This window comes from Rhizobium subbaraonis, assembly GCF_900220975.1.
Taxonomy (GTDB): domain Bacteria; phylum Pseudomonadota; class Alphaproteobacteria; order Rhizobiales; family Rhizobiaceae; genus Mycoplana; species Mycoplana subbaraonis.
On the sequence record NZ_OBQD01000001.1, the window covers coordinates 108,416 to 124,828 of the forward strand.

Consider the following 16,413-nt stretch of genomic DNA (forward strand, 5'->3'; position numbering starts at 1 on the left):
TAGGTTTTTCTGATCGAAAATTAATGCAAATACAATTGGAAATTATCGTCGCGCGGTGGGACAAAGACTTGTTAGAAAAATTCCAGAGTGGGTCGGGCTTCATGGCAATGCCAAAAGGCTGCCCTAGGTTGGAAGGGCCGCGGCTTCGCCGGGCAGCCTTTCGGCAATGGATGCGACGAGAAACAGGAGGATCCCATGTCAGATCGACCGACAATGACCACCACGGCCGGCGCGCCGGTAAGTGACAACCAGAACTCGCTGACGGCCGGCCCGCGCGGCGGCGTGATGATCCAGGACTACCAGCTTCTCGAGAAGCTTGCCCACCAGAACCGCGAGCGCATTCCCGAACGCGTCGTCCATGCCAAGGGCTGGGGTGCCTACGGCACGCTGAAGATTACCGGCGACATTTCGAAATACACCCGTGCCAAGGTCCTGCAGCCGGGCGCCGAGACGCCGATGATCGCCCGCTTCTCCACCGTCGCAGGCGAACTGGGCGCGGCCGACCACGAGCGCGACGTGCGCGGCTTTGCCCTGAAGTTCTACACCGAGGAAGGCAACTGGGACCTCGTAGGCAACAATACTCCAGTCTTCTTCGTCCGCGATCCCTACAAGTTCCCCGACTTCATCCACACGCAAAAGCGTCATCCGAAGACGAACCTGCGTTCGCCGACCGCGATGTGGGACTTCTGGTCGCTGTCGCCCGAAAGCCTGCACCAGACCACGATCCTGTTCTCCGACCGCGGCCTGCCGATCACCCCGATGCACATGAACGGCTACGGTTCGCACACCTATTCGCTGTGGAACGATGCCGGCGAGCGGTTCTGGGTGAAGTTCCACTTCAAGACCCAGCAGGGCCACGAGCACTACACCAACGAGGTGGCCGAGGGCATCATCGGCAAGACCCGCGAGGGCTACCAGGAAGCGCTGTTCGGCGCCATCGAGGAGGGCAGGTTCCCGCGCTGGACGGTGCAGGTGCAGATCATGCCGGAAGCCGATGCGGACAAGACGCCCTACAACCCCTTCGACCTGACCAAGGTCTGGCCGCATGGCGACTATCCGCCGATCGACATCGGCGTCATGGAACTGAACCGCAACCCGGAGAACTATTTCGCCGAGATCGAGCAGGTCGCCTTCTCGCCGTCGAACATCGTCCCCGGCATCAGCCACTCGCCGGACAAGATGCTGCAGGCGCGCGTCTTCTCCTATGCCGACGCCCACCGCCACCGGCTCGGCACGCACTATGAGGCGCTGCCGGTCAACGCCCCGCGCTGTCCCGTCCATCACTACCACAAGGACGGGCAGATGAACTTCTTCGGCCAGAAGACCGGCAACGTCGACGCCTACTACGAGCCGAACTCGGTCTCGGGGTCGGCCGCCGAGCTGCCGTCGGCCAAGGAGCCGCCGCTGAAGGTCTCGGGCGACATGGACCGCTACAACCACCGCATCGGCAATGACGACTATTCGCAGCCGCGCGCGCTCTTCAATCTGTTCAACGACGAGCAGAAGGCGCGCCTGTTCTCGAACATCGCCGCGGCAATGGGCGGGGTACCGGGCGCCATCATCGAGCGCCAGATGGCCCACTACAGGCAGGTCCATCCGGACTATGAGGCCGGCGTCCGCGCCGCGCTGAAAACCGCACACGGCTACGAGGCCGACACGATCAGCACGGCGGCTGAGTAGATCCGCAGGCATGTCGCGCAAAAGTGTGCCGCGGTTTTGCGACAACGACATGCGCAAGAAAGCGGCAAAGCGCGTCGCGTGATCCTTTGACAGGCGCCGCGCTTCGTCCGACGAGCGTGGAAGTGAGGCAGGAGAAAGCCGGGCGATAAGCCCGGCTTTTGCATGTTGCGTGTCGTGGGATGTTGCGAAAGGCATATGCCGGCCATGCCGGTCTGCCTGATACGGCCAGGGTCAAGGTGCCGTCGGGCGGCGTTTGCCGCCGCCTACCAGCCCGGCAGGATGTGCCCCGGCCGCAGCCGCGGCAGGCGCGGGAAGGTCTTGACCTCGGCATCGGGCAGGTCGTCGTTGACGGCAAGTGGGGAAATGTTGTCGAGACAGGCGGTAATGTGGCTGGTGATGGCGTTCATCAGCGACGTCGACAGGCCCGCGCGCTTCATGATGCCGATCTGCACCGGCGCCAGCGGTGGGAAACCGTCGGCCTGCGTCAGCACGCGCATGCCCGGCCGCAGCGCTGATTCCGGCAGCACCGAGACAGCCATTCCGGCCATGACGGCGGCAGCGACGACCGTCGACGACCAGCTCGTGAACAGAACCTGGTATTCGCGCCCCACCGAATCGAGCGCGGCGCAGGCGATCTGCCGCCACTGACAGTCGCGCCGGCCGACGGCCAGCGGCACCGGCGCATTTTCCGGCAGAGGGTGGTTTGCGGACATGACCCAGCAAAGCGGCTCCGTCCGGACCACGTCTGAATGGCGAAGCCGCGGATTGTGCGTCACGAGCGCGATGTCCAGTTCGCCCTTGTTCATCTTTTCAGCCAGATCCACGGAAGGCTCGCAGACGATGTAGAGCTCGACATTGGGATGCGTCTTGGCAAACCTCATGATGATTTCGGGCATGTAGCGGTCGGCATAGTCGTCGGGCGTGCCGATGCGCAGGGTACCTTCGAGACGGTTGTCGTCGAAGGCCGCGATCGCCTCGTTGTTGAGGCGGATCATCCGCCGTGCGAAGTTGAGCAGCCGCTCCCCTTCCGCGGTCAGGCGATTGCCGCGGCCGTCCTTCATGAACAGTTGCTTGCCGATGCGTTCCTCCAGCCGGCGCATCTGCATGGAGACGGCGGACTGGGTCTTGAAGACGCGGTCCGCGGCCTTCGTGAAGGATCCGGTATCGGCGATTGCAACGAAGGTCTGCAACTGATCGATGTCTAGCGGAGCGGACATGGCGGTTTTCCATCAGAGTGTTTGATAGATACTATTAAAAACATTCGTTGGACTGATCAATGTCATTTTGCGACAAAGGGCCAGCAAGATGAACATCACCTCAGTGACGGGCATCTTGGGGACATTACCATCCCGTACGGCCTCCAGCCGGGATGGGCCTTATTTGAGAAGACCTAAACCTTTTGACGCCTGCCGATCCGCGGCCGGCGAACACATCATGCGTGCGCAATTGCCCGATGGGCGCGGCGCACCGGAAAGGAGAAAATGCCATGCGCACCATCGACAGCCGCATAGACCTCGATATTGCCGCCGCGCGCGGAAGCGCTCCGTCGCTGCCCTCCCGCCTTTTCCAGTTTGCCGTCCGTGCAATGCGTACATGGCGAAACCGTGCCGCCGTGAACCGGCTTCACGATCTCGACGACTGGCAGCTGCGCGACATCGGGCTCGAACGCTCGGACGTGAAGGACGCGCTGACGTCGACGTTCTTTGCCGATCCCGGCCTGCATCTGACGATCGCATCGCGCGAGCGCGCGCAACGCTACCTCCGGAACGGTCGCCGCGACTGAGGCCGTTCCCAGCTTCCCCGCAGGGTGAGAGCCAATAACCCTGCCGCTTGCCCGGCGTGTGACCGTTCGCGGTCCCGCCGGGTTTTTTTGTTGGCCGGGCTATTTGTCGATGTCGGGCGCGCCCTTCTTCGGATCCGCCTTCGGCGTAGCGTCGCTCTCCGGCGTCTTGCTCATCGTGTTGAAGATGTTTTCGATGTTCTTCTGATAGTCCTTCTGCATCTCCAGCCCCGCATCGAACAGGGTGTTGACGAAGCTCGTCAACGAATCGGCCGGTGTTGTGCCCTTCTCGGGCGTGGGCGGGCCTTCGGCTTTTCCGCCGCTCATCGCCGTCATCATGTCGGAAAACGCCTTTGCGAAAGGATTGTCCGCAAAGGGATCCTGCGGTGCCTTCTTCTCGCCCCCCGTTCCGAAGAACGCCTGCGTGAAGGGATTGTCGAACGGGTTGGCGAAGGGGACGCCCTGGGGTTCGGGCTTCTTCGCCATGCCGGTCGCTTCCATCCATTGTTGCATGGCGGCGGCCCAGGGATTGTCCATGCCCGGCTGCGTGGCCCCGAGGAACGGCGCCATGGATTGCTTAAACAATCCGCCCATCAGCGTGTTGGCGACGACGGGCAGCATCTGCTTGTAGATTTCCTGGCCGATGCCCGTCATCTGCGCGGCCTGGGCGGCGATCGCCCGCGACACGTCCTTGGAGCCGAAGAACTGGCCGAGCAGGTCGTTGCCCGCCTCGATGCCCTTGGGGCTGAAGGCCTTCGTCACGTCCTCGAAATATTTGACGTGATCACCCGAAGATAGCGCCTTCATGAAGCCGCCGAAATCGTACGGGTTCATCGTGCTGCGCTTCATGCCTTCGGAAAACGCCGGCATCAGCGCCGAGATTGCCTCGTTCGCCTGTTTCTGCGCCAGCCCGAACTGCTTTGCCATCACGTCCAGAGCACTGCCGTTCTGGGCCTTCAGCATCAAATCGTACAGTGCGATCATAGCCGATCCTTTCGTCATTGTGCGGGCGGGTTCGCGCCCCGGCACATGCAGATGCATGTCCTTGCACTATAACGACAACGGAGATGACTGGAACCGGATTCTTGAGGCAGCCCGGTCGCAGCGACCTCAGTACTGATAGTCGGTGAAGACCGGCTCGACCGAACTGTTCCAGCGGCCGTTGTAGCGGGCGAGCATGTCTTCGGCGAGCGTCGACTTCTTGGCCAGAACCTCGTCCAGCGGCGAGAGAAAGATCGTTTCGTCCACGCCGTCTCCGTTCAGCCGGTTTCGCGCCGAAAGGCCGGAACGGGAGATCGAAATCACCTCGCGGGCGATGTCCCACAGCGACAGGCCGCGATGGCGCGCGTTCAGCCCTTGCGCGGGGACGGCATCGCGAAGGGCCGAGACCTCCTCGACGGTCCAGTCGCGCGTCAGGTCTTCGGCGGCGAGAAGTGCGGTGTCGTCGTAAAGCAGCCCGACCCAGAAGGCCGGCAGCGCACAGATGCGCCGCCAGGGGCCGCCATCGGCGCCGCGCATTTCCAGGAAACGCTTCAGCCGCACGTCCGGAAACAGCGTCGAGAGGTGGTTGGTCCAGTCGCCCATATTGGGCTCCCAGTCGGCGATCTCGCCCTTCAGGGCGCCCGCCATGAACTGGCGGAAGGTGACATGCGTGCAGTCGTGATACTTGCCGTCGCGCACGACGAAGTACATCGGCACGTCCAGCGCCCACTCGACGTAGTTCTCGAAGCCGAAATCGGCGGCGAAGGCGAAGGGGATGAGGCCGGAACGGTTGTTGTCGGTGTCGCGCCAGATCTCGCCGCGCCAGGAAAGCAGGCCGTTCGGCTTGCCGTCGGTAAAGGGAGACGAGGCGAAGAGCGCGGTGGCGAGCGCTTGCAGCTTCAGCGACACCTGCATCTTGCGGCGCATGTCTTCTTCGGAGGCGAAGTCGAGGTTCACCTGGATCGTGCAGGTGCGGTACATCATGTCCAGGCCGTGGCGGCCGACCTTCGGCATGTAGCGCGTCATGATCTCGTAGCGCGACTTGGGCATCACCGGCGTCTCTGCCAGCGTCCACTTCGGGCTGCCGCCCATGCCGAGGAAGCGGATGCCGAGCGGTTCGGCGATCTCGCGCAGCGTCGCCAGATGCTGGTTGGATTCCTTGCAGGTCTGGTGCAGGTTTTCGAGCGGCGCGCCGGAAAGCTCGAACTGGCCGCCCGGCTCCAGCGAGATCGCGCCGGCGCCGGAGGGGCCCGCGAGCCCGATGATGTTGTCGCCGTCCATGATCGGCTCCCAGCCGGTCTTGGCCTGCATGCCGTTCAAAAGTGCCGAGATGCTGCGTTCGCCGAAATAGGGAACGGGAGTGTGATCGGCGGTGAAGAAGACGAACTTCTCATGCTCCGTGCCGATGCGGAAATCTGCCTTCGGCTTGCAGCCGGAAGCGAGATAGTCGGTCATTTCCGCCGTCGAGCGAACCGGCGTCTGGTCGGTGGTATCGCGAGCCATGGGCGTCTTCTTAAAGAGGTGGAACCGGACCGGAAGGTCAGGCAGGTGAGGGTGCTTGAACCGTAATTAAGTGCGGTGCAAGCAAATTTCTTTCAAGATACCTTCAAAAAAACAGAAACGCCGTTCGCGGACCAGCCTTTGTCGCAGCCGGTCCGCGGGCCATTTCCAGGCGGCATCCGGTAGTTATTTCCAGTCGCCAATGGTCGCCTGGATCACCGCCATCGCGGCGACGGCGGCCGTATCGGCCCGCAGGATGCGTGGGCCGAGCGGAATCGCGGTCACGAATGGCAATCCGCGCAGCAATGTTCGTTCTGCGTCGGAAAAGCCGCCTTCCGGACCGACAAGAAGGGCAAGCTTGCGTTCGGTGACCGCCTTGAGCGCGGAAAGCGGGTTCTGGCTGTCGTGCCCCTCGTCACAGAAGATGAGGCGGCGATCCTGCGGCCAGTCCTCAAGCAGGTCCTCCAGTTTTCTCGGCGCGGCCACGGCAGGAATGGAGAGGATGCCGCATTGCTCGGCCGCTTCCACGACGTTCGCCTCGATCCGCTCGATGCTGGTGATCTTGCCCTGCACGTGTTGCGTCATGACCGGCTGCAGCACGCCGGCGCCCATCTCCACCGCCTTCTGGACGAGATAGTCGAGCCTGCCCACCTTCAATGGCGCAAAGAGGTAGTGCAGGTCGCAGGCCGCGGGCTGCGGCCGCACTTGCCCAGTGGCAGTCAGCAGCAGGCGTTTTCGGGTCGGATAGGAGACCGTGGCCGTCCATTCGCCGTCGCGGCCGTTGAAGACCAGCAGTTCCGATCCGTCCTCCAGCCTCAGCACGTTGGCGAGATAGTGGAACTGGTCCTTCGACACCTCGAAGGCGCTGCCGGCAGCGAGATCGGCTTCGACGAACAGGCGTTGCATGCGGTAGTTGGCGCGCATTGTGTATTCCGTCAGCCAAAGAGCGCGTTGAGGATGCTGAACACGATTGCCCCCGACATTGCGGTCAGCGGCACCGTGATGATCCATGCGGCGATGATGGTCATGAAATGCGACCGGCGCACCAGGCGGCGTCGCCGGGTTTCCTCGGGATTGTAGTCTTCCGGCTCCTCGCTTGCGACAGCGATCATGCCGCCGCGCTTGCGGATGTAGTCCAGGCGCCGCCGTGAGCGAGAGGTGTACCATTCGCGGAAGAAGCCGACGCCGAAGACGGAGCCGACGGCAACATGCGTCGAGCTCACCGGCATGCCGAGCGCGGTTGCGACGAGTACCGTGACGGCGGCCGAAAGGGCGACGCAGTAGGCCCGCATCGGATTGAGCTTGGTGATGTCCTTGCCGACGATGTCGATCAGCTTCGGCCCGAACAGCAAGAGGCCGATGGCGATGCCGAACGCGCCGATCAGCATCACCCATCGCGGCAGGCCGTCGCCGCTTGCCGCCTGCAGGTTGTCCGTCGCATGAACGATCGCCGCCAGCGGCCCGATCGCGTTCGAAACGTCGTTGGCGCCGTGGGCGAAGGAGAGCAGGACGGCGGAAAAGATCAGCGGCACGCGAAAGAGCGTGCGAAGCGACTGGTTGCGGTTCTCAAGCCCGATCGACTGGCGGGCGATGTAGGGAATGCTTACCGCATAGACGAGCCCGCCGGCGGCAAGGCCGATGAGCAGTGATTGGCCAAGGCCGAGATCCGTCATGTGCGCCAGTGGGCTGATCAGGAGATAGGCGGCGAAGCTGCCGGTCATCAGGCCGATCAGCACCGGAACCCAGCGCCGTGCCGCGACGATCTTGTCGTCGCGGTAGACGATCGTTTCCTTGATGAAGAAGAGGAACAGCGCGGCGATCATGCCGCCCAGCAGCGGCGAGACGACCCAGCTCGTGGCGATGCCGGACATCAGCGCCCAATCGACCGAAGTGGGCCCGGCGGCCGCAATGCCCGCGCCCATGACGGCGCCGACGATGGCGTGCGTCGTCGAGATCGGTGCGCCCAGGCGTGTGGCGATGTTGATCCAGCCCGCAGCAGCCAGCAATGCGGCCAGCATGGCCCAGATGAGCGTCGACGCCGGCATCGACGAGGGCGGGATGATGCCTTCCGAAATCGTTGCGACGACATTTTGCCCCGCGATCATCGCCCCGAGCGTCTCGAAGATCGCCGCGATGACCAGCGCAGCACCCATGGTGAGCGCGCGGGAGCCCACGGCGGGGCTGACATTGTTCGCGACGTCGTTCGCACCGATGTTCATCGCCATGTAGGCGGCGAGTGCCGCGCCGGCGACGATGATGGCAGCCCCCGGCTGGTCGATGACGTACGAGCCGGCCATGATCATCGCAAGCGCTAGGAAGATCATCCCGATGCCGGGCGCAACGAGGCCGCGCGAGACGAAATGCGTCGCCTCCTCGACACGCGTCAGCTTGTCGAGGTCCTTGTCAAGCGTCGGTTTTGTCAGCCGTTTGGGGGAATTCTGCATGGAGTGCTCCAAGGTCACGGTGCACTAATGCCTCAGGACCGCGAGAGCAATACGCGTATAAGGTTCACGCCGAAGCTTTTTTCGTGGCGGGGAGCGGCTGCGCCGCCTGCCAGGCTTCCTCGAACTGGAGGATAAGCTGCTTGAGGCCCGGTTCCGCCACGCGAGCGGCAGCCTCCGTGCAGGTGACCCATTCGAGCTTGCGCTGGCCCTTTTCGGGAAAGTTCTTGGACAGGTCGTCCACTTCCAGCGCGTAGACGTTGACCTTGCAGGGAACCGACAGCCCCTTGGAAATTCCCTTGTCGTACATGTAATGGCCGATCGCTTCCTGGTGGACGGTACCCTTGACGCCGGCCTCCTCGTAGGCCTCCCGCTCGGCCACTGCCCAGGCGGGCTTGCCATCCATCGGCCAGCCCTTGGGGATCACCCACCGGCCCGTGTCGCGGCTCGTGATGACCAGCACTTCGATCTGGCCGCGCTTCTTCTTGTAGCGGTAGCAGAGCGCTGAATATTGCATGCGCGCGGGCCGCCGGAACATCAGTCGCACGTCGCTGGCGATACGTTGCACAAAGCTCACTTTTTTCTTCATTCCCTTCCAGCCGTTTGTCAGGCTGATTCGTTGAAGCAGGATGGCCGAAGTATGAGCGCATTTGCGGGCCTGTAAACGCCGCGCTCAAGTCCTGATTTGCGATAGACAGGAAAAAGGGGGAAAAAACGGCGCGGGCTATTCGCTTTTTCCCGCAGCGTTGCGCTGCTGCATCCTCAGTTGCGAGATCCGCTGCCACTCGCCGGTGCGCTCCGCCTCGCGGATGGCCTCGCCGATATGGTCGATATGGGCCTCCGCGGCGGCCCGGGCGGCGGCACGATCGCCGCGCACGATCGCCGCGCAGATCGCTTCGTGCTGGGACAGAAGCTGGCTGCGGGCATGATCGGAGGCGAAGACCAGGTGCCGGTGAAAGAAGATGCCCTGTTCCAGAAGCCGGTAGCACGAGCGCAGCGTGTGCAGCAGGATGATGTTGTGGGCGGCCTCGCCGATGGCGTTGTGAAAGTCGACGTCCGCCGCAAGCTCGTCTTCGAAACGGCCGCTCGCATGGGCACGGCGCATGTCCTCGACGATGCCCTTGAGCACCTGCCGGTCGATGTCGGTGGCGCGCTGTGCTGCCAGTTCCGCCGTGATGGCCTCCAGCGCCCGCCGGTATTCGAGGTAGTCGACGGTGGCGCGCTGGTGGCGCGCGATCAGCTCGACGACCGGGCGCGAAAAGACCTGGCCGATGATGTCGGCAACGTAAGTGCCGCCGCCATGATGGCTGACGAGCAGGCCGCGCGTCTCCAGTTCCTTAAGCGCCTCGCGCAGGATGGGGCGCGACACGTCGAAGCGCTGCGACAGCTCCCGTTCGCCGGGCAGCCGGTCGCCGTCCCGCAGCACGCCTTCCAGCAGCAATAGCTCGATCTGGCGCACCACTTCGTCCGCCGTGCGGCCGTGGCTGACGCGGGCGAACAGGTCCAGGTCGTGGCGTGCAGAAGAGGTCTCCATGCGTGAAAGATAGCAGCCGGGAATGACTGGTCAATAAACTTGTCCAGCAGGAATATCTCTGGATGCGTCAAAGCGCCGTTTCCTTCTCGAATTGCGGTTTGCTAAACAAACGACAGACGATGCCGAGAGGGGACAATAAGGCATGACCAAGGGAAGCTTTGCTTTTCCGCCAGCGGCGCAGCGCGCCCAGGCGCTGGGCGAGATACACGCAAGGCCCTATACCCTGGTGCCGTCGCCGCGCGTCATCTTCCAGCTCGCCTTCCTCACCGAAGGCGGATCGACGGTGGACCATGCGGTTCTGGCGGACATGTCGCGCTCGCGCGGGGTGTCGCCGCCGGCCCGCGACGCCAGCCATCACGCAATGAGCTGGGGACAGGGCACGCTGCGCTGGGAGAGGCACACCGAGTTCTCGACCTATTTCTGGGATTGCCCGGTGCCGGAGCGGTTCGGCGACGTGGTGCCGGTGCATCCCTTCGGCGACAGCTTTTCGCCGCCCGGCACGCTGATCTCCGGCATCCGCCTGGAAATCCGCCCGGATACGCCGCAGACGCGGGACGCGATCTCTGTCTTCGATCCGACCAGCCTCTGCTACAGCGAGGTGAAGGACGGGCAGGCGGTCATCGTCACCGACTTCCGCCAGAACGGCGATGGGCTGACGCAGATCCTCGTCATCGACCGGGGCATGAGCGAGGCGGGCCGTGGCGCACTGGTCCAGCGCCTGCTGGACATCGAGACCTATCGCACGCTTGCGATGATGGGGCTGCCGCTTGCCCAGTCGCTGTGGCCGGAAATCCGCCGCATCGAGGACGGACTGACCGCCGTCACCCAGCGCATGAAGCAGCACGCCCGCGAAGAGGCGGATGCGATGCTGGCCGAGATCACGCGGCTCGCTGCCGAGCTGGAGGCCAACGCCGCCCTCAGCCTCTATCGGTTTGGCGCCAGCCGCGCCTATTACGGCATCGTCCAGGAACGCGTGCGCACGCTCGCCGAAGTCGCCACGCCGGGCTACGAGACGCTCGGCTTCTTCCTGGAGCGCCGGCTGGCGCCCGCCATGCGCACCTGCCAGTCGGTGGAGGAGCGGCAGGCCAACCTTTCGCGCAAGCTTGCCCGCGCGACCGCGCTTCTGCGAAGCTGGATCGACGTCGAGCTTGAGCAGCTGAATGCGACTTTGCTGAATTCGATGGACCGGCGCGCCAAGCTGCAGCTGCGCCTGCAGCAGACGGTGGAGGGGTTGTCGGTCGCCGCGATCTCTTACTACGTCGTCGGCCTGTTCGGCTATCTGGCGAAGGCGGCGCACGGCCTCGGCCTGCCAATCAAGCCGGAAACGCTGACCGGCCTGTCGGTCCCCGTGGTGGTGATCGGAATGTGGCTGCTGGTGCGCGCCATCCGGCGCAAGCATGCGGAAGAGGATGCCCACTGAGCCCGGTCCGCCGCTTGGAGCCTGCGCTCAGCGTGCGTCCGTCGCTGTCTCCCAGTAAGGCGTCGGGCCGTAGAGGTCGGCCAGGTAGTCGATGAACACGCGGACCTTGGCCGGCAGGAACTGGCGGCTGGCATAGATTGCCGAGAGCACGACGTTGCGCGAGCCTTCGTATCGCGGCAGCACCTGCACGAGCCTGCCGTCGCGCAGTTCCTCGCCGATATCCCAGGTCGACCGCAGGGCGATCCCCATGCCGGCGATCACCACCTCGCGCACCACTTCGCTGGAATTGGTGATCAGCGATCCCTGCGGACGATAGGAGACCGGACCATCCGGCCCCTCGAGCCGCCAGACGTCCTGGCTGTGCGGCGGTATGCAGACGTGGCTGCCGAGATCGGCGATGCCGCCCGGCGCGCCGTGCCGTTCGAGATACGCGGGAGCAGCGACGAGGATGCGCCTCACAGGCGCCAGCCGCCGCGCCACGAGCGAGGAATCCTGCAGGTCACCAATGCGGATCGCCAGATCCAGCCCTTCGCCGACGATGTCGGAGAAGTCGTCGGTCAGCAGGAGGTTGACGACCAGTTCTGGATTGGCGTCCATGAACCCCTTCAGGTGTGGCGCGATGTGCAGGCGGCCGAAGGAAGTGGGCGCCGAAACCTTCAGCATCCCCTTCATCGCGCCGGCGCGCCCCGAGGCGAAGGCCTCGGCCTCCTCGATGCCGGCAAGGATGCCGAGAATACGCTGGTGGAAGCCCTGACCGGCTTCCGTCAGCGAAATCTGCCGGGTGGTGCGTTGCAAGAGGCGCGTGCCGAGCCGCTCCTCCAGCCGCTTGATGCGCTTGGAGATGACGGCGGGCGAAAGACCGAGCGCGCGCCCGGCCGCCGACATGCTGCCGGTCGTCACCACGCGCGAGAAAATTTCGAGGTCGCCGAGGTCCGTCACAAATGCGCTCCACTTTCGCCGTAGTGGAAAAGGTGCTTAGCATTTGCCTGCCCCTCCGCAAAGTGGTAAAGAAAAAATACCATTTTGCTATCAATCGGGAGGTCGGGGATGGAGCAGATCGGCTTTCTGCCGCCTAAGGCAGCGGTGCTGGCGCGACGCGACGAGATCGTCGGCGACCTGCTCGATCTGCTTCCCGAGGGCTGTCTCGTACACGAGACGCGCGAGCTCGTTCCCTTCGAGACCGATGCCTTCGTGTCCTATCGGCGTGTGCCGCTCGCGGTCGCCCTGCCGGAGACGACGGCGCAGGTGGCGGCTGTCATGAAATACTGTCACCGCTACGGCATTCCGGTGGTGCCGCGCGGCGCGGGCACCTCGCTCGCCGGTGGTGCCATTCCGCAGGAAGACGCGGTCGTGATCGGCCTTTCCAAGATGTCGCGCATCCTCGATATCGACTTTGCCAACCGAACCGCCACGGTGCAGGCCGGCGTCACCAACCTTGCGATCTCCGATGCGGTGTCGCCCGACGGCTATTTCTATGCGCCTGATCCGAGCTCGCAGCTCGCCTGCACGATCGGCGGCAACATCGGCATGAACTCCGGCGGCGCCCACTGCCTGAAATACGGCGTTACCACGAACAACCTGCTCGGCGTGAAGATGGTGCTCGTCGACGGCACCGTGATCGAACTCGGCGGCAAGGCGCTCGATGCGCCCGGCCTCGACCTGCTCGGCATCGTCTGCGGCTCGGAGGGTCAGCTCGGCATCGTCACCGAGGCCACGGTCCGGCTGATCGCCAAGCCGGAAGGGGCCCGGCCGGTGCTCTTCGGCTTCGACAGCTCCGAGGAAGCCGGCGCCTGCGTGGCCGATATCATCGGCGCGGGCATCATTCCCGTTGCGATCGAATTCATGGACAGGCCTGCGATCGCGATCTGCGAGGCGTTCGCAGGCGCCGGCTACCCCGACGACGTCGAGGCGCTTTTGATCGTCGAGGTTGAGGGCTCCGAGACGGAGATGGACGACATGCTCAGGGCGATCATCGAGATCGCCCGGCGACACGGCGTGAAGGTGGTCAAGGAGAGCCAGTCCGCCACCCAGGCCGCGCTGATCTGGAAGGGCCGCAAGTCCGCCTTCGGTGCAACGGGACGGATCGCCGACTATATCTGCATGGACGGCACGGTGCCGCTGAGCCAGCTGCCGCATGTGCTGCGCGGCACCGCCGAGATCATCGAGCGCCACGGCCTGCGGGTCGCCAACGTCTTCCACGCCGGCGACGGCAACATGCACCCGCTGATCCTGTTCAACGCCAACGATCCCGAGGACGCCGCGCGTGCCGAACAGGCGGGCAACGAGATCCTCAAACTCTGCGTCGATGCCGGTGGCTGCCTGACCGGCGAGCACGGCGTCGGCATCGAAAAGCGCGACCTGATGCGGCATCAGTATGCCGAGGTCGACCTCAACCAGCAGATGGCCGTGCGCGCGGCCTTCGATCCGCAATGGATCCTCAATCCCTCGAAAGTCTTCCCCCTGGAAGGGCGGCCGGCCGCATGAGCGTCATCCATGATCCCCTGTCCGAGGAGGCCACCTCCCGGATCATTCGTGCAGCCGTGGCCGCATCCTCGCCGCTGGAAATCCGTGGAGGCGGCACGCGCACGCTGTCCGCCGGCGGTGCCGGCCGCGATATTCTCTCCTCGGCCAGCCTGTCGGGTATCGTCGCCTACAATCCGGCCGAAATGACCATGACGGCGAAATCCGGAACGCCGCTCGACGATATCGAGGCCGCACTTTCTGAATGCCGGCAGATGCTCAGTTTCGAGCCGCTGGACGTCCGGGCGCTGCTCGGCACCGGCGGCATTCCCACCATCGGCGGCGTGTTTGCCACCAACGCCTCCGGCCCGCGCCGCTTCGTCGCCGGTGCCGCCCGCGACAGCCTGCTGGGCGTTCGCTTCGTCAACGGCTCCGGCGAGATCGTCAAGGCCGGCGGCCGGGTGATGAAGAACGTCACCGGCCTGGACCTGACCAAGCTCATGGCGGGTTCGTTCGGCACGCTCGCCTTTATGACGGAGGTCACCTTCCGCCTCCTTCCGGTTCCCGAAACGGCACTCACCGTCGTGATCTCGGACCTCAACGATGCACAGGCGGCCGCCGCCATGGCGACGGCCATGTCGATGTCGGTGGAGGTGTCGGGCGCGGCGCATCTGCCTGAAAGCGTGCGCGGGCGGTTCCTCGGCGGCCGACTGCCGGGGGGTGCCGCCACCGTGCTGCGGCTGGAAGGGCTTTCCGCCTCCGTCTCTGTAAGGGCCGAGAAACTGACGGCCGCGATGGCCTCCTTTGGTCCGGTCGGCACGCTGGATCCCGCCGATACCGCCCAGCTCTGGCGCGAGATCCGCGACGTCCACGCATTCGCTGACGGCACCGCGCGGCCGGTCTGGCGCATATCCGTCGCCCCGACCGCGGGCCACCAACTGGTCGCAGCCCTGCGGCTCGAAACCGGTGTCGATGCGTTCTATGACTGGCAGGGCGGCCTGGTGTGGCTGCGAATGGAATCCGATCCCGACGCCGAACTCGTTCGCCGCTACATCAAGGCGCTGGGGGGAGGGCACGCCACCCTGCTTCGCGCCTCGGCCGGCGTGATGGCGGCGACGCAGGTCACGCAGCCGCAGGGCGAGGCGATCGAGGCGCTGAATGCGCGGATCAGGGAAAAATTCGATCCGGCCGGGATCTTCGCCGGAAATGTCGCGACCGGGGCGCGGTACTGATGCAGACCAATTTCACCGCCGAGCAGCTTGCCGATCCGCATGTCGCAACGTCTGAAAAGATCCTGCGCAAATGCGTCCATTGCGGGTTCTGCACGGCCACCTGCCCGACCTATGTGACGCTCGGCAACGAGCTCGACAGCCCGCGCGGGCGCATTTACCTGATCAAGGACATGCTGGAAAACGGCCGCCCGGCGGACGAGCAGGTCGTCACTCACATCGATCGCTGCCTGTCGTGCCTGTCCTGCGCGACCACCTGTCCTTCGGGCGTCGACTACATGCACCTCGTCGATCACGCGCGTATGCATATCGAAAACACCTATCGGCGGCCGTTCTGGAACCGCGTGACGCGCAACGTGCTTGCCGCCGTTCTGCCCTATCCCGCGCGCTTCCGCATGGCCCTGCATGCCGCAGCCTTTGGCCGGCCCTTTGCCGGCTTCCTGAAGAAAGTGAGGGGTCTGGAGGCGTTCGGCGCCATGCTCGACCTGGCGCCGCGCAAGGTGCCGCGGCCCTCGCCGAGTGCGCGCCCCGGGACGCACCCGGCAGCCGGTGCCCGTCGCGGCCGGGTGGCGATCCTGTCGGGATGCGCCCAGCCGGTGCTGAAGCCGGAGATCAACGAAGCGACCATCCGCCTCCTGACGCGCCTCGGCGTCGAGGTCGTTGCACCCGCCGGCGAAGTCTGCTGCGGTTCGCTCGTCCACCACATGGGTCGCGAGGAGCAGGCGCTGGAGGCCGCGCGCCGCAATGTCGACGTGTGGCTGCGCGAGGTGGAAAACGGCGGGCTCGATGCGGTCATCATCACCGCCTCGGGCTGCGGCACGACCATCAAGGACTATGGCTTCATGCTGCGCCACGATGCGGCCTACGCGGAGAAGGCGGCGCGCGTGTCGGCGCTCGCCAAGGACGTGACGGAGTATCTTGCTACCCTCGACCTGCCGCAGCAGGAGATGAAGCGCGTCAACGTCACCTATCACTCCGCCTGCTCCATGCAGCACGGCCAGAAGATCACCATGCTGCCGAAGATGCTTCTGAAGGCTGCGGGCTTCACCGTCCGCGATCCTGCGGAGGGGCATCTCTGCTGCGGCTCGGCCGGCACCTACAACATCCTGCAGCCGGAAATTTCGCAGAAGCTGAAGGCCCGCAAGGTCCGCAATCTCGAGGCGACCAAGCCCGACGTGATCGCCACCGGCAACATCGGCTGCATCACCCAGATCGCCACCGGCACCGAGGTGCCGATCGTCCACACGATCGAGCTTCTCGACTGGGCCTATGGCGGGGAAAAGCCGGCGCTTTTGGGGTGAGGTGACCGGCCGCCCGCCGGTCTATCTTCTCCCCACCGGGAGACGGTGCTGCAAGGATGCTTCGCGACGATCGGCGAACCCGCCTTT

Annotated in this window: 14 protein-coding genes; 6 read left to right on the plus strand and 8 right to left on the minus strand. The window is 64.6% G+C overall.

Annotation, left to right across the window (positions count from 1 at the left end):
- The first annotated feature begins 195 nt into the window (after window positions 1-195).
- Entirely contained in the window at window positions 196-1,680 is a 1,485-nt protein-coding gene (gene katA, locus CRO48_RS00460; protein ID WP_097135364.1) for a catalase KatA, read from the plus strand.
- A gap of 263 nt (window positions 1,681-1,943) precedes the next feature.
- Here katA and CRO48_RS00465 read toward each other — a convergent pair whose 3' ends face one another.
- Window positions 1,944-2,897 carry a LysR substrate-binding domain-containing protein gene (locus CRO48_RS00465; protein ID WP_097135366.1) on the minus strand — a complete coding sequence of 318 codons (954 nt, stop codon included), beginning with the start codon at window positions 2,895-2,897 and terminating at the stop codon, window positions 1,944-1,946.
- A gap of 269 nt (window positions 2,898-3,166) precedes the next feature.
- On the opposite strand from CRO48_RS00465, the gene CRO48_RS00470 reads away from it, so the two are divergent.
- Window positions 3,167-3,463 (plus strand): DUF1127 domain-containing protein, encoded by a 297-nt coding sequence (locus CRO48_RS00470; RefSeq protein ID WP_097135368.1) that lies wholly within the window; start codon window positions 3,167-3,169, stop codon window positions 3,461-3,463.
- A 99-nt stretch (window positions 3,464-3,562) separates the two neighbouring features.
- Here the strand turns inward: CRO48_RS00470 and CRO48_RS00475 are convergent, their stop codons facing one another.
- The 6 genes from CRO48_RS00475 to CRO48_RS00500 form a co-directional block, all read right to left on the minus strand.
- A complete protein-coding gene (locus CRO48_RS00475) occupies window positions 3,563-4,444 on the minus strand; it encodes a DUF937 domain-containing protein (RefSeq protein WP_097135370.1) in 882 nt (293 codons plus the stop codon).
- Between the two features lie 126 nt (window positions 4,445-4,570).
- Window positions 4,571-5,944, minus strand: a complete 1,374-nt coding sequence (locus CRO48_RS00480) for a glutamate--cysteine ligase (RefSeq protein WP_097135372.1) — start codon at window positions 5,942-5,944, stop codon at window positions 4,571-4,573.
- A gap of 183 nt (window positions 5,945-6,127) precedes the next feature.
- Window positions 6,128-6,865, minus strand: a complete 738-nt coding sequence (locus CRO48_RS00485) for a 16S rRNA (uracil(1498)-N(3))-methyltransferase (RefSeq protein WP_097135374.1) — start codon at window positions 6,863-6,865, stop codon at window positions 6,128-6,130.
- A gap of 11 nt (window positions 6,866-6,876) precedes the next feature.
- Complete coding sequence (locus CRO48_RS00490; RefSeq protein WP_097135376.1) at window positions 6,877-8,385, minus strand: inorganic phosphate transporter; 1,509 nt, start codon at window positions 8,383-8,385, stop codon at window positions 6,877-6,879.
- A 64-nt stretch (window positions 8,386-8,449) separates the two neighbouring features.
- Window positions 8,450-8,971: an NUDIX hydrolase gene (locus CRO48_RS00495; protein WP_407071877.1), complete on the minus strand. Its 522-nt coding sequence runs from the start codon at window positions 8,969-8,971 to the stop codon at window positions 8,450-8,452.
- Between the two features lie 135 nt (window positions 8,972-9,106).
- On the minus strand, window positions 9,107-9,916 hold the full coding sequence (locus tag CRO48_RS00500) for a FadR/GntR family transcriptional regulator (protein ID WP_097135378.1): 810 nt from the start codon (window positions 9,914-9,916) through the stop codon (window positions 9,107-9,109).
- A 142-nt stretch (window positions 9,917-10,058) separates the two neighbouring features.
- Here CRO48_RS00500 and CRO48_RS00505 point away from each other — a divergent pair, with 142 nt between their 5' ends.
- The gene (locus CRO48_RS00505) at window positions 10,059-11,336 is read left to right on the plus strand and encodes a DUF3422 family protein (protein ID WP_097135381.1); all 1,278 of its coding nucleotides are present in this window, start codon (window positions 10,059-10,061) and stop codon (window positions 11,334-11,336) included.
- 27 nt (window positions 11,337-11,363) lie between these two features.
- On the opposite strand, the gene CRO48_RS00510 is transcribed toward CRO48_RS00505, so the two are convergent.
- A complete protein-coding gene (locus CRO48_RS00510; protein ID WP_097135383.1) occupies window positions 11,364-12,275 on the minus strand; it encodes a LysR family transcriptional regulator in 912 nt (303 codons plus the stop codon).
- 108 nt (window positions 12,276-12,383) lie between these two features.
- Between CRO48_RS00510 and CRO48_RS00515 the strand changes: the two genes are divergently transcribed.
- From CRO48_RS00515 to glcF, 3 genes are read left to right on the plus strand one after another with little or no spacing between them, the layout of a single operon-like run.
- Window positions 12,384-13,820 (plus strand): FAD-linked oxidase C-terminal domain-containing protein, encoded by a 1,437-nt coding sequence (locus tag CRO48_RS00515; protein WP_097135386.1) that lies wholly within the window; start codon window positions 12,384-12,386, stop codon window positions 13,818-13,820.
- On the plus strand, window positions 13,817-15,028 hold the full coding sequence (locus CRO48_RS00520) for an FAD-binding protein (RefSeq protein WP_097135388.1): 1,212 nt from the start codon (window positions 13,817-13,819) through the stop codon (window positions 15,026-15,028). The genes CRO48_RS00515 and CRO48_RS00520 overlap by 4 nt, the downstream gene beginning before the upstream one ends.
- Window positions 15,028-16,326, plus strand: coding sequence for a glycolate oxidase subunit GlcF (gene glcF / locus CRO48_RS00525; protein WP_097135390.1), 1,299 nt, complete (start codon window positions 15,028-15,030; stop codon window positions 16,324-16,326). The genes CRO48_RS00520 and glcF overlap by 1 nt, the downstream gene beginning before the upstream one ends.
- Window positions 16,327-16,413: the final 87 nt, after the last annotated feature.

Bases quoted from the DNA above. Each gene is read 5' to 3' on its own strand.
- katA (WP_097135364.1), top strand. From the start codon at position 196: ATGTCAGATCGACCGACAATGACCACCACGGCCGGCGCGCCGGTAAGT.
- CRO48_RS00465 (WP_097135366.1), bottom strand. From the start codon at position 2,897: ATGTCCGCTCCGCTAGACATCGATCAGTTGCAGACCTTCGTTGCAATC.
- CRO48_RS00470 (WP_097135368.1), top strand. From the start codon at position 3,167: ATGCGCACCATCGACAGCCGCATAGACCTCGATATTGCCGCCGCGCGC.
- CRO48_RS00475 (WP_097135370.1), bottom strand. From the start codon at position 4,444: ATGATCGCACTGTACGATTTGATGCTGAAGGCCCAGAACGGCAGTGCT.
- CRO48_RS00480 (WP_097135372.1), bottom strand. From the start codon at position 5,944: ATGGCTCGCGATACCACCGACCAGACGCCGGTTCGCTCGACGGCGGAA.
- CRO48_RS00485 (WP_097135374.1), bottom strand. From the start codon at position 6,865: ATGCGCGCCAACTACCGCATGCAACGCCTGTTCGTCGAAGCCGATCTC.
- CRO48_RS00490 (WP_097135376.1), bottom strand. From the start codon at position 8,385: ATGCAGAATTCCCCCAAACGGCTGACAAAACCGACGCTTGACAAGGAC.
- CRO48_RS00495 (WP_407071877.1), bottom strand. From the start codon at position 8,971: ATGAAGAAAAAAGTGAGCTTTGTGCAACGTATCGCCAGCGACGTGCGA.
- CRO48_RS00500 (WP_097135378.1), bottom strand. From the start codon at position 9,916: ATGGAGACCTCTTCTGCACGCCACGACCTGGACCTGTTCGCCCGCGTC.
- CRO48_RS00505 (WP_097135381.1), top strand. From the start codon at position 10,059: ATGACCAAGGGAAGCTTTGCTTTTCCGCCAGCGGCGCAGCGCGCCCAG.
- CRO48_RS00515 (WP_097135386.1), top strand. From the start codon at position 12,384: ATGGAGCAGATCGGCTTTCTGCCGCCTAAGGCAGCGGTGCTGGCGCGA.
- CRO48_RS00520 (WP_097135388.1), top strand. From the start codon at position 13,817: ATGAGCGTCATCCATGATCCCCTGTCCGAGGAGGCCACCTCCCGGATC.
- glcF (WP_097135390.1), top strand. From the start codon at position 15,028: ATGCAGACCAATTTCACCGCCGAGCAGCTTGCCGATCCGCATGTCGCA.